This window comes from Streptomyces sp. NPDC002835, from assembly GCF_053591995.1.
This window is the reverse complement of the sequence record NZ_JBSFUW010000037.1, coordinates 51169-66912: the sequence shown is the minus strand read 5'-3', so window position 1 is coordinate 66912 and position 15744 is coordinate 51169. Positions and strand designations below refer to the sequence as shown.

Sequence of the window (15744 nt, the reverse complement as noted above, 5' to 3'; positions counted from 1 at the left end):
CGGGCTCCGCCCGGACCCGCGCCTCAATCGCCGGCGGGGCTGGGGTCGCCGGTCTCGTCGGGGCGCTGCCCCGAACCCCGCGCCTCAAACTCCCCCTACGGCCTTGCGGCCGTGGGAGTGCCCCCAGCGAGGCTGGATGTGCCCGGCAACTCAAGCCCGGCCGGCGTTTGAGGCCACCGCGCGGAGCGCGGTACCGGGCCCGGGCGAAGCCCGGCCCGGTACCCGGAGGGTGGCACGGGGCCCGGGGCTTGCCCCGGTTACGGGAAGGGGCGGGTAGGGGAACAAGCCGCCGCAGGCGCAGCGCACCCGTGCCCGTCGTCGCCGAGCGGGACGGCCGGGTGCTGGGCGTGCATCTGGTGGGGCCGCACGTCTCGGAGATGATCGCCGAGAGCCGGCTGATCGTCGGCCGGGACGCGGAGCCCGCGGACGTCGCGGGGCATGAACACCCGCATCCGACGCTGTCGGAGGCGGTCGGCGAGGCGTTCCTGACGCTCGCCGGGCGCGGCCTGCACCAGCAATGAGGCGCCTGTACGGGCCCCGTTGTGTCAGCGGGCCGTGAGGCGGAAGGTCATGCTGCCGAAGCCGACCATGTCGCCGTCGGCGACGACGATCGAGCCCGTCACCCGGCGGCCGTTGACCGTCGTGCCGTTGGTCGAGCCGAGGTCGCGCAGCACCCACAGCCGGCCGTGGTGGCTCAGCTCCGCGTGCAGACGGGAGACCGTGTCGTGGCTGAGCCGCAGGCCGTTGGCCGGGTCGCGGCCGATGCGCAGGGGATGCGGGCCCGGCTCGGGGAGGAGCAGCGGGGGGAGCTTCTCCGCCTGCCAGGCCCTGCGCAGCCGGACCGAGAAGGCGGAGATCCGGCCGACCGCGCCGTACAGCCGGCGCGACCAGCGGCCCTCGTCGGTCAGATCGGCGGTGAGCGCCGCCAGCTCCTCCGAGCGGCGTGCGGCGAGGACCAGTTCCATCCGGTGCACAAACGTCTCGTGCGACAGCTTGCCCTGGGCCGCGCCCTCTTTCAGCACGTCGAGGACACGCTCGCGCTCGGCGTCGGACAGCCGCGCGGGATACGTGTGGGACTCGTAGGAGGACGTCACGCTCCAGATTGTCGGGCCGAAAGGGCCGAGGTGTCCAGAAGGGACGCCGGGAGGGGCGGCTCATCCGCCCCCGCTGACCTGCACGGAAGCGCGGATTCCGCCCCACCCGCCCGGAACGCCGCCCGGAAATACCGGTGGACGGCCCGCCGCTGCGCCGCATCCACTCCGTGACCCTGGACGCGCGCGCTCCGGGCCGTCGCCGAGGGCGGTCTCGACCGGGCCGCCCAGGAGGAGCTGGACTTCTTCAACTGGTGCCCGTCGCCCCGCGACTGGTGGCAGCTCGCCCACACGCAAGACGGTGAGCTGGTCGGCATCCGCATCCCCGCCCGCAAGTCATCGCGGGCGCCACCGACCAGGGGACCTTCCCCATGGCCGCGAACTTCGCCAGGGCCGGTCACCCGGTCGTCCAGGAACGCGTCCCCCTCCTGCCGACATCAGAGAACTGACGCGCCGAGCAGCCGGGGGGCGCCCGTACCGCGGGCGCCCCCCCCGGTCATGGTCACGCCCCGGCGGCCCGCCTCTGCGCGGCGATCACGTCCCGGTACCAGGCGTACGACGCCTTGGGCGTGCGCCGGAGCGTGTCGTAGTCGATGTGGACGAGACCGAAGCGCTGCGACGCGCCCTCGATCCACTCGATGTTGTCGGTGAGCGACCAGGTGAAGTAGCCCCGGACGTCGGCGCCTTCGCCGATCGCCCGGTGCAGCGCGCGCAGATGCGCGTCGAGGAAGGCGATACGGCGCCGGTCGTCGAGGCCGTCGTACGAGCAGCCGTTCTCGGTGATGACGACGGGCGGCAGCCGGTCGCCGTAGCGGGAGCCGAGCGAGCCGAGGAGTTCGCGCAGTCCGTCGGGGACGACGGGCCAGCCGAAGTCGGTGCGTTCGGCCGTTTCGATCTCCCGCAGCCCGAACGGCAGTTCGTCGGGCATGTCGACTCCGGCGAAGCCTTCGAGGGCATCGTCGGCGGGGGCGCCGACGAGCATGGGGCAGTAGTAGTTCACTCCGTAGAAGTCGAGCGGCTGGGAGATGACCGCCAGGTCGTCGGCGACGGGGCCCGGCATCAGGGCGGCGAAGTTCTCGTCCGGGTAGGCGCCGGTCAGCAGCGGGTCGGCGAACAACCGGTTGGTGACCGTGTCGTACAGCTCCGCCGCGAACCGGTCCTCTTCGCTGTCCCCCGCCGTCCACACCGGCGAGTGGGAGACGGCGATCCCCACCCGCTCGGCGCCGGCCGCCCGCAGGGCCTGGACGGCGAGGCCGTGGGCGAGCAGCTGATGGTGGGCGGCGGGCAGCGCGTCGAAGAGCAGCCGCCGGCCGGGGGCGTGCTCGCCCAGCGCGTAGCCGAGGAGGGTGACCTCGGCCGGCTCGTTGACGGTCATCCACATCGGGACCCGGTCGGCGAGCCGCTCCGCGACGACGGACGCGTACTCGGCGAACCGCAGGGCCGTCTCGCGGCGCAGCCAGCCGCCGGCCTCGTCCAGCGGGAGCGGGGTGTCCCAGTGGTAGAGGGTCGGCGCGGGCGTGATGCCGTGGGCGCACAGCCCGTCGACGAGCCGGTCGTAGAAGTCGAGGCCGCGGGCGTTGACCGGGCCGCTGCCCCCGGGCACGACCCGCGGCCAGCTGACGGAGAAGCGGAACGCGTCCGCGCCGAGCCCCGCCAGCAGCGCGACGTCCTCGCGGTAGCGCTCGTGGAAGCCGGTGCCGCGCGCGGCGTCGGCGCCGTCCTTGATACGGCCCCGGGCGGCGAAGGCGTCCCAGCCGGAGGGGCCCTTGCCCTCGGCGTCGGCCGCGCCCTCGGTCTGGAAGGCGGAGGCGGACGCTCCCCACAGAAAGTCCGGCGGGAAGGCGGGCAGCGGCTCCGGCGGCGTCGACATGCTCCGTGACCTTAATGGCCCAAGCGCCCCGCCTGAAGAGCGCGTTGTTGCCAGGATGTGTGGACAGAACATGGGTGGATGGGGCATCGACGACGAGGGGACGCCAGTGCTGCTGTTCGAGGTGTGGGCGCCGAACGCCGAGGAGCGGGTCACCCTGTGGCTCGAGGGTGCCGAGCACCCGATGGAGCGGGCCCAGGGCCGGGAGGGGTGGTGGGTCGCAGAGGCGGCGGCCGAGGACGGCGCGCGGTACGGCTTCGCCCTGGACGGCGGCCCGGTCCGGCCGGACCCGCGCTCCCGCCGACAGCCGGACGGCCCCGACGGCGCCAGTGCCGTCGTCAGCCAGGACGCCTACACCTGGCGGCAGGACTGGCCGGGCCGCGGCCTGAAGGGCGCCGTCGTCTACGAACTCCACATCGGCACGTACACGACGGAGGGCACGCTCGACGCGGCGGCGGCGCGCCTGGGCGAGCTGGCGGAGCTGGGGATCACCCATGTGGAGCTGATGCCGCTCTGCTCCTTCCCCGGCGTGCACGGCTGGGGTTACGACGGGGTGTCCCCCTGGTCGGTCCACGAGCCGTACGGCGGCCCGATGGCGCTGAAGCGCTTTGTCGACACAGCGCACGGGCACGGCCTGGGCGTGGTGCTCGACGTGGTGCACAACCACCTGGGCCCGTCCGGCAACCATCTGCCCGCCTACGGGCCGTACTTCACCGACACGCACCACACCCCGTGGGGCTCCGCGGTCAATCTCGACGCCCCCGGCTCCGACGAGGTGCGCGCCTATCTGATCGACAGTGCGCTGGCCTGGCTGCGCGACTACCGGCTCGACGGCCTGCGGCTGGACGCGGTGCACGCGCTGGTGGACAACCGCGCGCTGACGTTCCTGGAAGAGCTGTCGGCCGCCGTCGACTCCCTCGCCGGCGACCTGGGCCGCCCGCTGTTCCTGATCGCCGAGTCCGACCGGTGCGACCCCCGGACGACGACCCCCCGCGAGCAGGGCGGCCTCGGACTGCACGCCCAGTGGAACGACGACTTCCACCATGCCCTGCACACCGCCCTGACCGGCGAGTCCCAGGGGTATTACGAGGACTTCGCCCGCGCCCCGATGGCGGCGCTGGCCAAGACGCTGACCCGTGGCTTCTTCCACGACGGCACGTACTCGTCGTTCCGCGGCCGGGCCCACGGCCGCCCCGTCGACGTGGCGAACACCCCCGCGCACCGCTTCCTCGGCTACGCGCAGACCCACGACCAGATCGGCAACCGGGCGCTGGGCGACCGGCTCTCCGCCACCCTCTCCCCCGGCCTGCTGGCGTGCGCAGCGGCGCTCGTGCTCACCGGCCCGTACACGCCGATGCTCTTCATGGGCGAGGAGTGGGGCGCCGGCACCCCCTGGCAGTACTTCACCGACCACACCGACCCCGACCTCGCGGAGGCGGTACGGGCGGGCCGGCGCCGGGAGTTCACCGCGCACGGCTGGTCCGAGGACCAGGTGCCCGACCCGCAGGATCCGGCGACCCGGGAGCGGTCGTGCCTGGACCGGTCGGAACGGGAGCGCGAGCCGCACGCCGCGCTCCTGGCGTGGCACCGCGAACTGATCGCGCTGCGCCGCGCACTGCCGGACCTCTCCGACCCGGACCTGGCGGCCGTGAAGGTCGCCTTCGACGAGCAGGCCCGCTGGCTGGCGTACCGGCGCGGCGATCTGCGGGTGGCGGTCAACCTCGCCAAGGAGCCGGCCGAGATCGCGCTGGGCGGCGGCGGGCGGGTCGCGGCGGCGTGGGGCGAGGTGTCGCCGCCGGACCGGGACGGAGTGCTGCGGCTGCCGCCGCAGAGCTGCGCGGTGCTCGCCGACTCCTGACGCGTACGGGCCCGCACGGGCCGGGCCGGGCCGCGTCGGGTCGGTCAGCGCCGCGTCGGGTCGGTCAGCGCCGCGTCGGGTCGGTCAGCGCCGTCCGGAGCCGTAGCTGTCGCGGCACATCGCGGTGATGTCCCGGTTCGTCAGACCGTCGGACGCCTCGCACAGACCGCGCATGTCGTGCCCCGTACGGGGCTGCGGCGGGCGCGGCTGCTGGGGCCGGGGGCGGGGCGGTTTCGCCCGGCGGTCCGGTTCCGGAACCGCCCGGCGGTTGGGCGGGGCCGCCGCAGGGCGCTGCTGCCGGACCGGTCCGCTGCGCCCCTTCGCGGCGGGGCCCTCGGCGACCGCCTTCTCCTTCGCCTCCGGCCGCGTTTTCGGCTTCTTCTTGGGGCCGGTGGGTGCGAGGGTCCGGCGCGGCGACGGCTGGGCGGCGGCACTCGGTTCGAGGGGCGCTGCCGAGCGGTCGCCCGCCGGGGCCAGGCTCGGGGCGGGTGCGGTGGGTGGCGTCGAGGGGACGGACACGCAGCCGGTCACACCGGTCAGGAACAGAGAGGCGAGGGCCAGGGTCCGGGAAGTGCGCATCCACCCAGCCTGCCCCAGAAGACGCCTCCGACCTGCGCCGACACCCGCGCAACCACCGACACGGGCGACCCCGGTCAACCGCGCGCCCCGACCGCCGCTCGACCCGCCCGAAACCCCGGCCCGGACCCGCTCAGCCCAGGTCGTCGTCGCCCGGGCGCCGCTCGTCCTCGGCGACCAGCCGTTCCAGCAGCGCCTGGAACTCCTCACCGATCAGGATCTGCAGGCCGTCGCCGTCGTCGACCCGCTCACTGAGCTGGGTGAGCCTGCCGTCGTGCCACCAGTAGACGAACGGGCTGATGGCCCCGGGGGTGTCCTCGAAGCCGGTGGCCGCGAAGGCCGCCATCCCGTTGAGCGCTGGAAGGATGCCGGTGTCGTGGATGGCGTGGAACGCGATCTGGTGCCGGAAGGGCATCGCCACCAGCGCCCCGTCGGCTGTCAACTCCTCGCCGGTGACCTGCCGTACGAGCGCCTCCAGCGCCAGCACCCGGCTCGCCGTGTAGAAGGAGTCGCCGAGCACCACCTCGAAGCGCATGCCCTCGGAGTCCTCGATGGTCTCGTGCGCCTCGATGGGCAGACCGCGGAGGTTGTAGAGCGCCTGGTCACGCAGGTACGGCAGGTCGCCGAGCGGTTCGAGGGCCTCGTCCGTGAGCATCATGACGCTCTCCGGCAGGTCCAGCGCGAGGATCTCGTACAGACCGGGGGCGACGGCGCGGGCGTAGGCGAAGTTGCGCGGGTCCAGGCCCTCCGCGCCGACGACGCGCGGGTAGAGCTGGGCGCGGATCTGTTCGGGGGAGAGGGTCTCCAGGGCGGACGGCGCGTCCATGGTGCGCAGCACCATGCCGACGTGCTGGCGGACCAGTTCGGACCAGATGCGCGGGCCCCGTTCGTCGTTGTGGCAGACGGCGGCGAGATTGCCGAGCCCGAACTGCCGGCCGGCGCTGTCGGAGACCATGTCGGCGTAGACGGTCACCTCGAGGCCCCTTTCCGCGAACGCCTCGCGGACCTGGGAGCGGAACCGGGTGCCTTCGTCGGCGGAGAAGAAGGAGAACTCGGGGTCCCGGGGCGCATCGCGTCCGTCACGCTTCGGACCTCGCCGGAACAACCCCACGTCAACCGCCCTCCGCTCGAACATGTCAGTGATTCGAGCGTACCGATCCGAGGTGAACGGCGGGGCCCGCCCCTCGGTCGGCCGGTCCTCAGCTCTGCTCGATCCCGCGTCGGCCCGGTCCTCAGCTCTGCCGCACCACGAGGTCGGCCCGCCCGTCGAGCCCGCGTCACCCCGCCCGTCAGCTCTGCTGCACCACGACGTCCGCCCGGTCCCGGCCGCGGGCGACCAGCCGCGCGTTGGCCTCGTCGGAGTCGTGGACCCAGCGCTCGGCGAAGGGCCGCGCCTTCCCGAAGCGCACATGCCGGTCGACGAGCCGGCGCACCCGCACCTCCTGGTCGAGCTCCAGGAACCAGGTCTCGTCGAGGAGCGGCCGGACGCGGGCCCAGTCGCCCTCGTCGTGCAGCAGATAGTTCCCCTCGGTGACGACGAGCGGCACACCGGCCGCGACCGGGATGCTCCCGGCGACCGGCTCCTCCAGCGCCCGGTCGAAGGCCGGCGCGTAGACGGTGACCGCCGGGTCGGGGTCGCGCAGCCGGGCCAGCAGGGCGGCGTATCCGGCGTCGTCGAAGGTGTCGGGCGCGCCTTTCCGGCCGGCGCGCCCGAGGCGTGCCAGCTCCCGCTGGGCGAGGTGGAAGCCGTCCATGGGGACGAGGACGGCCAGGCCGTCCAGCGCCTCCACGAGCCCCTCCGCGAAAGTGGACTTCCCGGCGCCGGGGGCGCCCGCGATCCCGAGGACCCGGCGGCGCCCGGGCACGGCGAGCCGGCGGGCGCGCTCGATCAGGTGGTCAGGGACGGCCATGGCGAGCATTGTCGCACTCACGTACTACGTATAACGTGCCCTGCATGTCCTTCATCGCCCTGGTCACTCTCGTCGTCCGCGACTACGACGAGGCCATCGCCTTCTACACCGACGCCCTCGGTTTCGACCTGGCTGAGGACACCGACCGCGGCGACGGGAGCCGCTGGGTCGTGGTCCGCCCGCCCGGTTCGGGCGCGGGCACGGGCCTGCTCCTTGCCCGCGCCAAGGACGACGGCCAGCGCGGCTGCGTGGGCGCGCAGACCGGCGGCCGGGTCGGCTTCTTCCTCCACACCGACGACTTCGCCCGCGACCACGCCCGGATGACGGCGGCGGGGCGTCCGCTTCCTGGAGGAGCCGAGGCACGAGCCGTACGGCTCGGTGGCGGTCTTCGAGGACCTGTACGGCAACCGGTGGGACCTGCTGGAGCCCAAGTAGCCTTCGGCGTATGACGGATCAGACGCTGGAGTCGCTCAGGAACCGGCCGGATCTGGCCGAAATCGCCGCGTTCCCCTTCGGCTTCGACCTGGACCGCGCGGACCACTGCGAGGACGTCCGTCTCGCCTCCGGAGCCTCGCTGGAGCCGGTCGCGGGCGACGACACCGGCGGCACGTTCTTCGTGTGCGGCGGCGGTCCGGTGCTGTACGCGTCGTCCGAGGGCCAGGCCGGGCTGCTCGGCGACACCGTCGGCGAGGCGCTGGAGATCGTCGTCGGCCTGCCCGGCTGGCAGGACCTGGTCCACCCGGGCGCCGGTCCCGCCCTGGCGCGTGAGTCGGAGGACGAGATACGCGCGTCCTACGCCCCCGGCCTGGACGATCTGCGGGAGCGTCTGCGGGCCGGGCTGGGCCTGCCCGAGCGCTCCCCCGCCGAGCTGATCGCCCGGCTGCACGCCTCCCTGCTGCGTACCGACCCCGGCCATGTGCTGTTGAATTCGGACGAGTTGATGGCGTACGAGCTGCTCGACACGCTGCCGCGCACCGCCCTGCGGGACGTGGTCCTCGCTCCGGGACGGGCCGCCTTGGAGCGGCTGCGGTCGGACGACGCCGGCGCCCGGGCCGACGTCGGCACCGACCCGGTTCTGCGGGCGGGCGTGCTGCGTGCGGCCCAGTACGACCGGCGGGATGCGGACCTCCCGGTCGTGCGGTTCCTGCTGCGGTGCGAAACGGCCGCCGCGGACCGGGAGTTCTTCCGGGAACGATGGATCGCGGCGGCACTGGTGGCCCTGCACGGCCTGGCGGAGGACGTGCCGTTGATCCGCGAGGCCGGCGGCAGCGGCACTGGCGTCGAGGAGGCCGCGGCGGAGGACGAGTTCACGTGGATCGTGCTGGCCCGCCGCCAGGGCCGGACGGACCTCGCCCGCGCCGCGCTGATCCGCCTGCTCGACGACACCGGGCCGCACGCGCAGCGACTCGCCTTGCTGGCCCGCGAGTTGGAGGCCCTCGGCGACCACGCCCAGGCGGCGCGGGCGCAGCGGAATGTGGTCGCGTTGCAGGACACCGCCTGGGACCGCGCCGTGGCCGGCTCCGTACTGGCCCGCATGGAGCGCGGGGCCGGGGACCTGGCCGCGGCATGGCGGACGCTCGGCCGGGTCCGGGCGGCTGTCGGCATGGACAAGCCCGTGTCACGGACGGGCGGCCGGCAGCTCACCCTCGGCCTCGGCCCGGCGGCCGAGCCGCCCGCCCCGGACGCGAGTGCGGCTCAGTGGCACCGGCGCCGCCTCGGCCGGACGATCACCGAGCAGCATCTGGAACTCGCGCTCGCGGCGATCGAGGCCGGCGAACCCGGCCTGGCGGAGGAGGCGATGTCGCACGGCAAGGTCCTCCTCAAGACGATCGCCGAAGGGTTCCGCCGGTCGTTGAGCGAGCTCTCCTCGCGTGCCAAGTGGGCGGTCGCGGCGCTGCCGAAGGGCCGGTGACCGCCCGGCGCCGCATGGACGCCGGTGCTCGGCCGGCGCGCTCCCGAGCCCGGCCCGCCGGCTCCGCTCAGCGGTCCGAGCCGGGCACCACGCTGAAGCGGACGCAGACCACGTCCGTGTCGTCGTCCACCGCGTGCCCCACGCTCCGCCAGTAGTCGAGGTGCACCTCGCGCCAGTGCGCGAGGCTTGTGCAGCCCTCGCCCTCGGCCTGCGCGAAGTCCCACGTCACCGACCGGAACGGGACGGTCTCGACCGACTCGACGTCGACCTCCGCGACGCGCTCTCCCGCGCTGCCGATGAGCACCAGCCGCTCGCCCACGGTCTCCGGTTCCTCGCCGTCCGCCCGGTAGTCGGCGTCCAGGAGGCCCGTGGTCGCGCGCTTGACCCCGGAGAGCACGAGAGCGTTGAGCCGGTCGCGCAGCTCTCCTGGAGTTCCCAGGTCAAGGGTGCGCAGTCCGTCGATTCGTGGCCACATGATCGCCACTCTACGACGGGCCGTCCCCTACAGCGGAAGCGCGCACACGGCGACCGGGGACCTGAACGCCGGTCCGGCCGGACGGAGCCCACCGGTGCGGCGGTCGACATGGAAGACGGTGACCGTGCTGGAGCGCTGGTTCGCCGCGAAGAGCAGACCGCCGGACGGCGAGAGCGCGATGTGGCGGGGGAAGTCGCCGCCGACGGGGACGGTGTCCAGCAGCCGCAGCCGCGAGCCGCCGGCCTCGACGGCGTAGCGGGTCAGGCTGTCGTGGCCGCGGTTGGCGAGGTACGCGTACCGGCCGTCGTCCGTCACGGCGAGCTGGGCGGGGTGGTTGGTGCCCGGCCCGGTGCCGGTGGGCTGCGGCGCGGCGGGGCGCAGCCGGCCGGTCGCGGGGTCGTAGCCGCAGACCTGGACGGTGTTGTCGAGTTCGTTCGCGAGGTACGCGTACCGGCCCGACGAGTGGAAGGTCAGGTGCCGCGGTCCGGCGCCGGCGCGCACGGTCGCGCGGGAGACCTCGCGCAGCCTCCCGGCCTTCGCGTCGAGGCGGTACGTGTAGACGGTGTCGGTCCCGAGATCGACGGCCAGCACATGACCTCCGTCCGGGCTGGTGACGATCTGGTGCGCGTGCGGGCCGTCCTGCCCGGGTCCGGGCGGCGGGCTGTCGTGGGTGACCTTGTCCGTACGCCCGCCGAGCGCGCCGGACGCCTCCAGCCGGTGCACGGCCACGGTCCCGGAGCCGTAGTCGGCGCTGAGCAGCCAGCGCCCGGACGGGTGCACGGAGAGGTGGCAGGGCGCGGACCCGCCGGTGGGACGGCTGCCGAGGACGTCGGCCGTGCCGTCCCCGGCGATCCGTACGGCGGTCACCGAGCCGTTCTCGCGCTCGTTGACGGCGTACAGGGTGTGCCCGGCGGGGTGCGCCGCGAGGTACGAGGGGTCGGCGACGCCTTCGACGACACCGGTCCCGGTGATCCGCCCGGTCCGCTCGTCGTACGCCGCCAGCCCGATGCCGGACCCGCCGCCGTCGGCCGAGGTGTACGTCCCCAGGAACAGGGGGCGGGTTCGCGGCCGGGGAGCGGACGAGGCGGGGGCGGGCGCCGGCTGCGAGCGGGGCCGGGTGGTGGCGGGGTCCTGGGCCGTCCCGCAGCCGGGCAGCGCGGCGGCCGCGGCGAGCGCCGACAGCCCGGTGAGGAAGCGGCGCCGGCCGGGGTGTGCCGCGGCTGTGTCCGTACTCATGCCCATGCAGCGTAGGGCAGCCGGTGCGTACGAGAGTTTCCGCCGCCGACTGCGGTGGCGAGCCGCCGGGTACCTGGTACGACGACACGGACAGCGAAAGGCGGACCCGGATGACCACGCTCCGCCACGAGAGCGCCTTCCCCGGCGCGGACGCCCTCGTCGAGGGCGCCCCCGGGCTGCGCGCGACCGGGCGCGGGCTGCGGGCCGCGCGGCTGCCCGAGTGGACGCGGCGGCAGGTGCTCGACCCGTTCTTCGAGCTGGAGGCCGAACTGTCCGCCGGTGCGCGGCTCGCGCTGAGCACCGAGGCCACAGCGCTGGAGCTGACGCTGCACGCCGTCCGCGTGCCGGGCGCCGACGGGGAGCCGGCACCCGCCGCGGTCGATCTGGTCGCCGACGGCCGTCTGCTGCGCCGCGAGCGGCTCACCGGCGGGGATCTGATGCTGCCCGCCACGGCGGAGAGCGAGGCGACGCTCGTCCCCGGCCGGCCGGAGACGATCCGCTTCGCCGGTCTTCCGCCGGGACGGAAAGAGGTCCGGATCTGGCTGCCGCACACCGCCGTCTGCGATCTGGTCTCGCTCCGCGGCGACCGGCCCGTCACGCCGTCGCCGCAGGCCGCGTCCCTGCCGCGCTGGGTCCACCACGGCTCGTCCATCAGCCACTGCGTGGAGGCCGAGGGCCCCACGGGCATGTGGCCCGCCGTCGCGGCGACGGTCCGCGACCTGCATCTGACGAACCTCGGGCTGTCCGGCAACGCGATGCTGGACCCCTGCGTGGCGCGCACGATCCGGGATCTGCCCGCCGATCTGATCAGCCTGGAGATCGGCGTCAACATCGTCGGCGCGGCGGCGATGCGGCTGCGGACCTTCTGGCCCGCCGTCCACGGCTTCCTCGACACGATCCGGGAGCGCCACCCCGACGTGCCGCTGGTGGTCCTCTCCCCCATCCCGTGCCCGGCCCTGGAGGAGCGCCCCGGCCCTCTCGCCGTCGACCCGGTCACCGGGCGGGTCCGCGCCGTGGGAGACCCGCGGGACATCCCGCTCGGCGCGCTCACCCTCTCCGCCGCACGGGACCTCCTCGCGCGCCTCGTCCGGGAGCGGCAGCGCGACGACCCGGCCCTCGTCCACCTCGACGGACGGACCCTGCTGACGCCGGACGAGACGGCGGACCTGCACGACGGGCTGCACCCGGACGCGGCGGCCTGTCTGCGTATGGGGACGCGTTTCGCCGATTTCCTCGGATCGCACGGTGAAGCGTCGCGAATTCTTCACAGGATGAATACGCGGTGAATTCTTTCAGAGCCGGCGCACACGCGCGGCAATACCGTGGCCGACCAGCAGATAGATCACGGCGGGCAGGCCGTAATTGAGGAGGACCCGAAGCCCTTCTGTGTCCATGGTGAAAATGTCCTGTGACCACCAGGCGAGCCCGTCCGCGACGCCCTCCACGAATCCGACGAAGACGTTGCCCTGGTTGGCTTCGAGCAGGAACAGCAGGATCCACAGGCCCAGGAACGCGGCCGCGACGTCGGCGACGGTGTGGACGATCAGCGCCGTCCGCTGCACGCCGGCCCCGTCGCCGCCGCGCCGCCGGGGCTGCTGGGGCAGGGGCGGGGCCTGCTGCGGGGCGACCGGGCCGCCGTCGTAACGCTGGTTTTCCGGCCTGGGTTCGTAATGGCTCATGGGATTCCCGATCCGAATAAGGGGTCGCCTTTTGCGCCTCTCTCCTCAGGACTGCGCCGCAAATGCCGTGCGCGTTACACGACGACGGTCGCCGCAAATACGGGAGATTCACCGAGCGCGGTTTCTGCCGACCGCCGCGTCAGGTCGGCGAACCGCCCTCTCACACCGGCCGACCGCCCTCTCGCATCCACCGACCGCCGTCTCACGTCAGCCGGAAGACCGGCCCCCGGGGTGTGAACGGCAGCGCGCCGCCCTGCGGCACCAGAAACGCGTGCTCGCGCCGGATGCGCAGGACGTCGCACCACCCGTCGGTGATGACCAGGACCGGGGCCGTCGCCGGGAAGTCGTCGGCGCGCTGCAACAGGTCGATCCCCGGCTGCAGTTCGGTCCCGCCGCGTCCGCGCACCCGGACCCGGTGCGCGATCTCGGCCGGTGGCAGATAGCCGGCGTCGTACGCCGCCGCGTCGCAGAACACGACGCGCGCGGCGGGGACGTCGCGCGCCTCGGCGTACGAGGCGATCGCGCCCAGCGCCTTGCCGAGCAGGGCGGTGTTCATGGAGCCCGAGGTGTCGAGGACGACGCCGAAGGTGCAGCGCGGCGTCTCCTCGGCCGGGAAGTGCCGGCCCGCGCGCGGGATGTCCGGCGTGGACGCCTGCCGGCGGGCGGGGCGGGCGTAGGTCCGTACGGGCTCGGGCCGGGGCACGTACTCGTCGAACCAGTGGGCGAGCCGCGCGTCCCACGGCACGGGCGGGTGGGCCAGCGCCCGGATCTCCTGGACCAGCCCGGCGGGCAGCAGCCCGCGGTCGCCGTACTGGTGCAGGTCGAAGCCCTGCACGAGACCGCGCCGGTAGAACTCGTCCAGATCGGTGTACGGGCGGGCCGCCGGGTGGGGCAGCGGCTCGCCGAGGATGTCCCCGGCGCCCTTGCCGCGCAGGGTCGCGAGCCGCCGCTTGCGCCGCAGGTCCGTGGCGATGCGGTCGTAGACCTCCTCCACGGACAGATCCCTCAGCGCCGGGTCGTACAGCAGCCCCTCCGGCATGTCGCCGATCCGCATGCGCACCAGCCAGTCGTTCACGACGTAGTCGGCGGCGACGTTGAAGAGGTACGGGTCGCGCACGCCGCGGCGTTCACCGTGGCGCAGGGCGGCGTGCAGCATCTCGTGGGCGAGGATGAAGCGCCATTCCTCGTCGGTGAAAGTGCGCAGCGGGTTGACGTAGATCTCACCGGCGACGGAGCTCACGGCGGCGATCGCGATGCCCTGCGTCCGGGCGAGTTCGGCGTCGGCGACGACGGTGAGGCCTGCGGCGAGACCGCCGAGCAGCGGGTACGAGGAGACGAACCAGTTCAGCGCACGGTTCCAGGGCCGCTGCGGCATACGCTCGCCGGTGACCCGGTCGCAGCGGCCGCCCGCCACGTCCATGGCGGCGGACATGCTGCGGGTCAGCGCGTGCGCGAAGGCGGTCTCCCAGTCGGGGACGGTGGTGTCCCAGGAGTGCCAGGTCGTGAGGACCTGGTCGGGGTGCTCGCCGGCGGTGCCGCAGCGCTCGTAGCCGGAGGGGATGCCGTCGCGGCGCCAGCGGGCGGCGAGCTGCTCCTCGTCGCCTCCCGGATACGTCGCCGGGAGATGCTCGGGCGGGCTTCCCACGGGGAAGGTGAGCAGGAAGCGGTTGACGACGGCGCAGCGGGCCGCGAGGTCGAACCGGTCGGGCTGCTCACGCCTTCTGTCCTTGGCGGCCGGCACATGGCCGAAGCCCAGGTGCAGCAGGCAGTGTGCGAGCGTCCACGCCCAGTCGGACGGCTCGGCCCGTTTGGTCGGGTGGACGTGGACAACGCCGTTGGAGTCGACCGCCGCAAGGCCGCCGGCCGGGGTCGCGGCGCACTTGTGCTGCCGGCAGAAGTCGGCCGTGACGGCGGCGAAGGCCGGGTTCCGTTTGACCAGGGCGAGCCCGGCGGCGAACGCCTCCGTGGCCGGGTCCGGCCTGCCCTTCTTCCCGCCCGGCGTGGCCTTCACCGCCGGGCCTCGACCAGCCGGGGCATGTCCCGTGCGGCCTCGACCAGGAACCAGGCGGGCAGCACCGGCTGCCCGTCGGCGTCGTCCGCGATGACGGTCTGCGCGACCTCGACGGAGATCTCCGCGAGCTGCACAAGCAGCGACTTGGAACGGTGGACGGTCTGGCGCAGGGACGGCGAGACGTGCTCCTTCTGCCGGGGCAGGTCCTTCAGGAGCCGCCCCCGGAACGCCTCGGCGAGGTAGTAGAGCAGGTCCCGGTCCTCGAGCCGGGTGGGCCACGAGGCGTCGCCCTTGAGGATCGCCTCGATGCCGAAGGTGTGGCGCACGATCTTCGCGTAGCCGCAGAACGAGACGGCGTGCGCGGGCGTGAGCGTGCCGTGCACGACCACCTTCAGCGTCTCCTCGTCGACGGCCGGCCCGAAGGAGTGCAGGGCGTCGGAGAGCATGTGCCAGGAGCGGGGCGTGGAGAACGGCTCCTCGGTCTTCGGCGGCTGGGACCAGAGGTGGTCGGGGCGGTCGGTGAGGTAGTCCGTCACCCAGGGGTGGATGCCGTGCTCCCCCGCCCACACCAGCCAGTCCGTCGCCGACGCCCGCAGATGGACATGGGTGAGCCGGTTGACCAGCGCGGACGCGATCGGCCGCGCCAGCGCGTTGTCCGTGGCCCGGTTGCCCGCGCCGATGACGATCGACCCGGCGGGCAGCTCGTACGAACCGATCCGCCGGTCGAGGATCAGCGAGTAGAACGCCTTCTGGACGTCGGGGGTGGCGGCGTTCAGCTCGTCCAGGAAGAGGCAGTACGGCTCGTCGCGGGCGATGGCCTCCGGCGGGCAGAACACCGACCGCCCGTCGCGGATCTGCGGCACGCCGATCAGGTCCTCGGGCGCGAGCTGCGTCCCCAGCATGCTGACGCACTCCAGCCCCAGCGACTCGGCGAACCTCCGCACCAGCGACGACTTCCCGATCCCGGGCGCCCCCCACAGGAACACGGGCCGCACGGTGGCGAGTCCCAGGAGCAGTTCGGGGATCTGGGCGGGGGTGACGGTGACGGCAGCCTGCACGCGGGGGTGTTCCTTCGTGGTTCGGGAGATCGGGCCTGCCCGGTACGGGCGGCCCGCCCAGTGTGGGCGCG

The 15744-nt window shown here is 73.8% G+C and carries 13 protein-coding genes and 3 pseudogenes; 6 read left to right on the top strand and 10 right to left on the bottom strand.

Annotated elements, in window-relative coordinates; all coding sequences use genetic code 11:
• Window positions 1–308: 308 nt before the first annotated feature.
• Window positions 309–521, top strand: a pseudogene (locus ACWD01_RS30160) (dihydrolipoyl dehydrogenase); the annotation flags it as partial.
• A 24-nt stretch (window positions 522–545) separates the two neighbouring features.
• Here ACWD01_RS30160 and ACWD01_RS30155 read toward each other — a convergent pair.
• Window positions 546–1094, bottom strand: a complete 549-nt coding sequence (locus ACWD01_RS30155) for an FHA domain-containing protein (RefSeq protein ID WP_451166152.1) — start codon at window positions 1092–1094, stop codon at window positions 546–548.
• Window positions 1095–1195: 101 nt separating this feature from the next.
• On the opposite strand from ACWD01_RS30155, the pseudogene ACWD01_RS30150 reads away from it, so the two are divergent.
• Window positions 1196–1540: pseudogene (locus ACWD01_RS30150) on the top strand (GNAT family N-acetyltransferase); the annotation flags it as partial.
• A 53-nt stretch (window positions 1541–1593) separates the two neighbouring features.
• On the opposite strand, the gene ACWD01_RS30145 reads toward ACWD01_RS30150, so the two are convergent.
• Window positions 1594–2961 (bottom strand): GH1 family beta-glucosidase, encoded by a 1368-nt coding sequence (locus ACWD01_RS30145; protein WP_451166151.1) that lies wholly within the window; start codon window positions 2959–2961, stop codon window positions 1594–1596.
• Between the two features lie 109 nt (window positions 2962–3070).
• Here ACWD01_RS30145 and treZ point away from each other — a divergent pair, with 109 nt between their 5' ends.
• On the top strand, window positions 3071–4816 hold the full coding sequence (gene treZ / locus ACWD01_RS30140) for a malto-oligosyltrehalose trehalohydrolase (protein WP_451166175.1): 1746 nt from the start codon (window positions 3071–3073) through the stop codon (window positions 4814–4816).
• An 84-nt stretch (window positions 4817–4900) separates the two neighbouring features.
• Here treZ and ACWD01_RS30135 read toward each other — a convergent pair whose 3' ends face one another.
• The 3 genes from ACWD01_RS30135 to ACWD01_RS30125 all read right to left on the bottom strand — a co-directional run bounded on the left by ACWD01_RS30135 (window position 4901) and on the right by ACWD01_RS30125 (window position 7311).
• On the bottom strand, window positions 4901–5395 hold the full coding sequence (locus ACWD01_RS30135; RefSeq protein ID WP_451166149.1) for a hypothetical protein: 495 nt from the start codon (window positions 5393–5395) through the stop codon (window positions 4901–4903).
• A gap of 130 nt (window positions 5396–5525) precedes the next feature.
• Window positions 5526–6503: a hypothetical protein gene (locus tag ACWD01_RS30130; RefSeq protein WP_451166173.1), complete on the bottom strand. Its 978-nt coding sequence runs from the start codon at window positions 6501–6503 to the stop codon at window positions 5526–5528.
• 178 nt (window positions 6504–6681) lie between these two features.
• Window positions 6682–7311: a nucleoside/nucleotide kinase family protein gene (locus ACWD01_RS30125; RefSeq protein WP_451166171.1), complete on the bottom strand. Its 630-nt coding sequence runs from the start codon at window positions 7309–7311 to the stop codon at window positions 6682–6684.
• Between the two features lie 35 nt (window positions 7312–7346).
• Between ACWD01_RS30125 and ACWD01_RS30120 the strand changes: the two are divergent.
• Together ACWD01_RS30120 and ACWD01_RS30115 are read left to right on the top strand one after the other, a co-directional pair.
• Window positions 7347–7737: pseudogene (locus ACWD01_RS30120) on the top strand (VOC family protein).
• A gap of 10 nt (window positions 7738–7747) precedes the next feature.
• On the top strand, window positions 7748–9214 hold the full coding sequence (locus ACWD01_RS30115) for a hypothetical protein (RefSeq protein ID WP_451166147.1): 1467 nt from the start codon (window positions 7748–7750) through the stop codon (window positions 9212–9214).
• 67 nt (window positions 9215–9281) lie between these two features.
• Here the strand turns inward: ACWD01_RS30115 and ACWD01_RS30110 are convergent, their stop codons facing one another.
• Together ACWD01_RS30110 and ACWD01_RS30105 are read right to left on the bottom strand one after the other, a co-directional pair.
• Window positions 9282–9689, bottom strand: coding sequence for an ASCH domain-containing protein (locus ACWD01_RS30110; RefSeq protein WP_451166145.1), 408 nt, complete (start codon window positions 9687–9689; stop codon window positions 9282–9284).
• Between the two features lie 27 nt (window positions 9690–9716).
• A complete protein-coding gene (locus tag ACWD01_RS30105; RefSeq protein WP_451166143.1) occupies window positions 9717–10931 on the bottom strand; it encodes a lactonase family protein in 1215 nt (404 codons plus the stop codon).
• Between the two features lie 104 nt (window positions 10932–11035).
• Between ACWD01_RS30105 and ACWD01_RS30100 the strand changes: the two genes are divergently transcribed.
• Window positions 11036–12211, top strand: coding sequence for a GDSL-type esterase/lipase family protein (locus tag ACWD01_RS30100; RefSeq protein WP_451166141.1), 1176 nt, complete (start codon window positions 11036–11038; stop codon window positions 12209–12211).
• 6 nt (window positions 12212–12217) lie between these two features.
• Here ACWD01_RS30100 and ACWD01_RS30095 read toward each other — a convergent pair whose 3' ends face one another.
• The 3 genes from ACWD01_RS30095 to ACWD01_RS30085 all read right to left on the bottom strand — a co-directional run bounded on the left by ACWD01_RS30095 (window position 12218) and on the right by ACWD01_RS30085 (window position 15673).
• Window positions 12218–12604, bottom strand: coding sequence for a hypothetical protein (locus tag ACWD01_RS30095; protein ID WP_451166139.1), 387 nt, complete (start codon window positions 12602–12604; stop codon window positions 12218–12220).
• 202 nt (window positions 12605–12806) lie between these two features.
• A complete protein-coding gene (locus ACWD01_RS30090; protein WP_451166137.1) occupies window positions 12807–14615 on the bottom strand; it encodes a vWA domain-containing protein in 1809 nt (602 codons plus the stop codon).
• Window positions 14612–15673, bottom strand: a complete 1062-nt coding sequence (locus ACWD01_RS30085) for an ATP-binding protein (protein ID WP_451166136.1) — start codon at window positions 15671–15673, stop codon at window positions 14612–14614. Before ACWD01_RS30085 ends, ACWD01_RS30090 begins: the two co-directional genes overlap by 4 nt.
• Window positions 15674–15744: the final 71 nt, after the last annotated feature.

Coding starts and splice junctions, on each gene's coding strand:
- ACWD01_RS30145 (WP_451166151.1), bottom strand. CDS start 2,961: ATGTCGACGCCGCCGGAGCCGCTGCCCGCCTTCCCGCCGGACTTTCTG.
- ACWD01_RS30135 (WP_451166149.1), bottom strand. CDS start 5,395: ATGCGCACTTCCCGGACCCTGGCCCTCGCCTCTCTGTTCCTGACCGGT.
- ACWD01_RS30125 (WP_451166171.1), bottom strand. CDS start 7,311: ATGCTCGCCATGGCCGTCCCTGACCACCTGATCGAGCGCGCCCGCCGG.
- ACWD01_RS30115 (WP_451166147.1), top strand. CDS start 7,748: ATGACGGATCAGACGCTGGAGTCGCTCAGGAACCGGCCGGATCTGGCC.
- ACWD01_RS30110 (WP_451166145.1), bottom strand. CDS start 9,689: ATGTGGCCACGAATCGACGGACTGCGCACCCTTGACCTGGGAACTCCA.
- ACWD01_RS30105 (WP_451166143.1), bottom strand. CDS start 10,931: ATGGGCATGAGTACGGACACAGCCGCGGCACACCCCGGCCGGCGCCGC.
- ACWD01_RS30100 (WP_451166141.1), top strand. CDS start 11,036: ATGACCACGCTCCGCCACGAGAGCGCCTTCCCCGGCGCGGACGCCCTC.
- ACWD01_RS30095 (WP_451166139.1), bottom strand. CDS start 12,604: ATGAGCCATTACGAACCCAGGCCGGAAAACCAGCGTTACGACGGCGGC.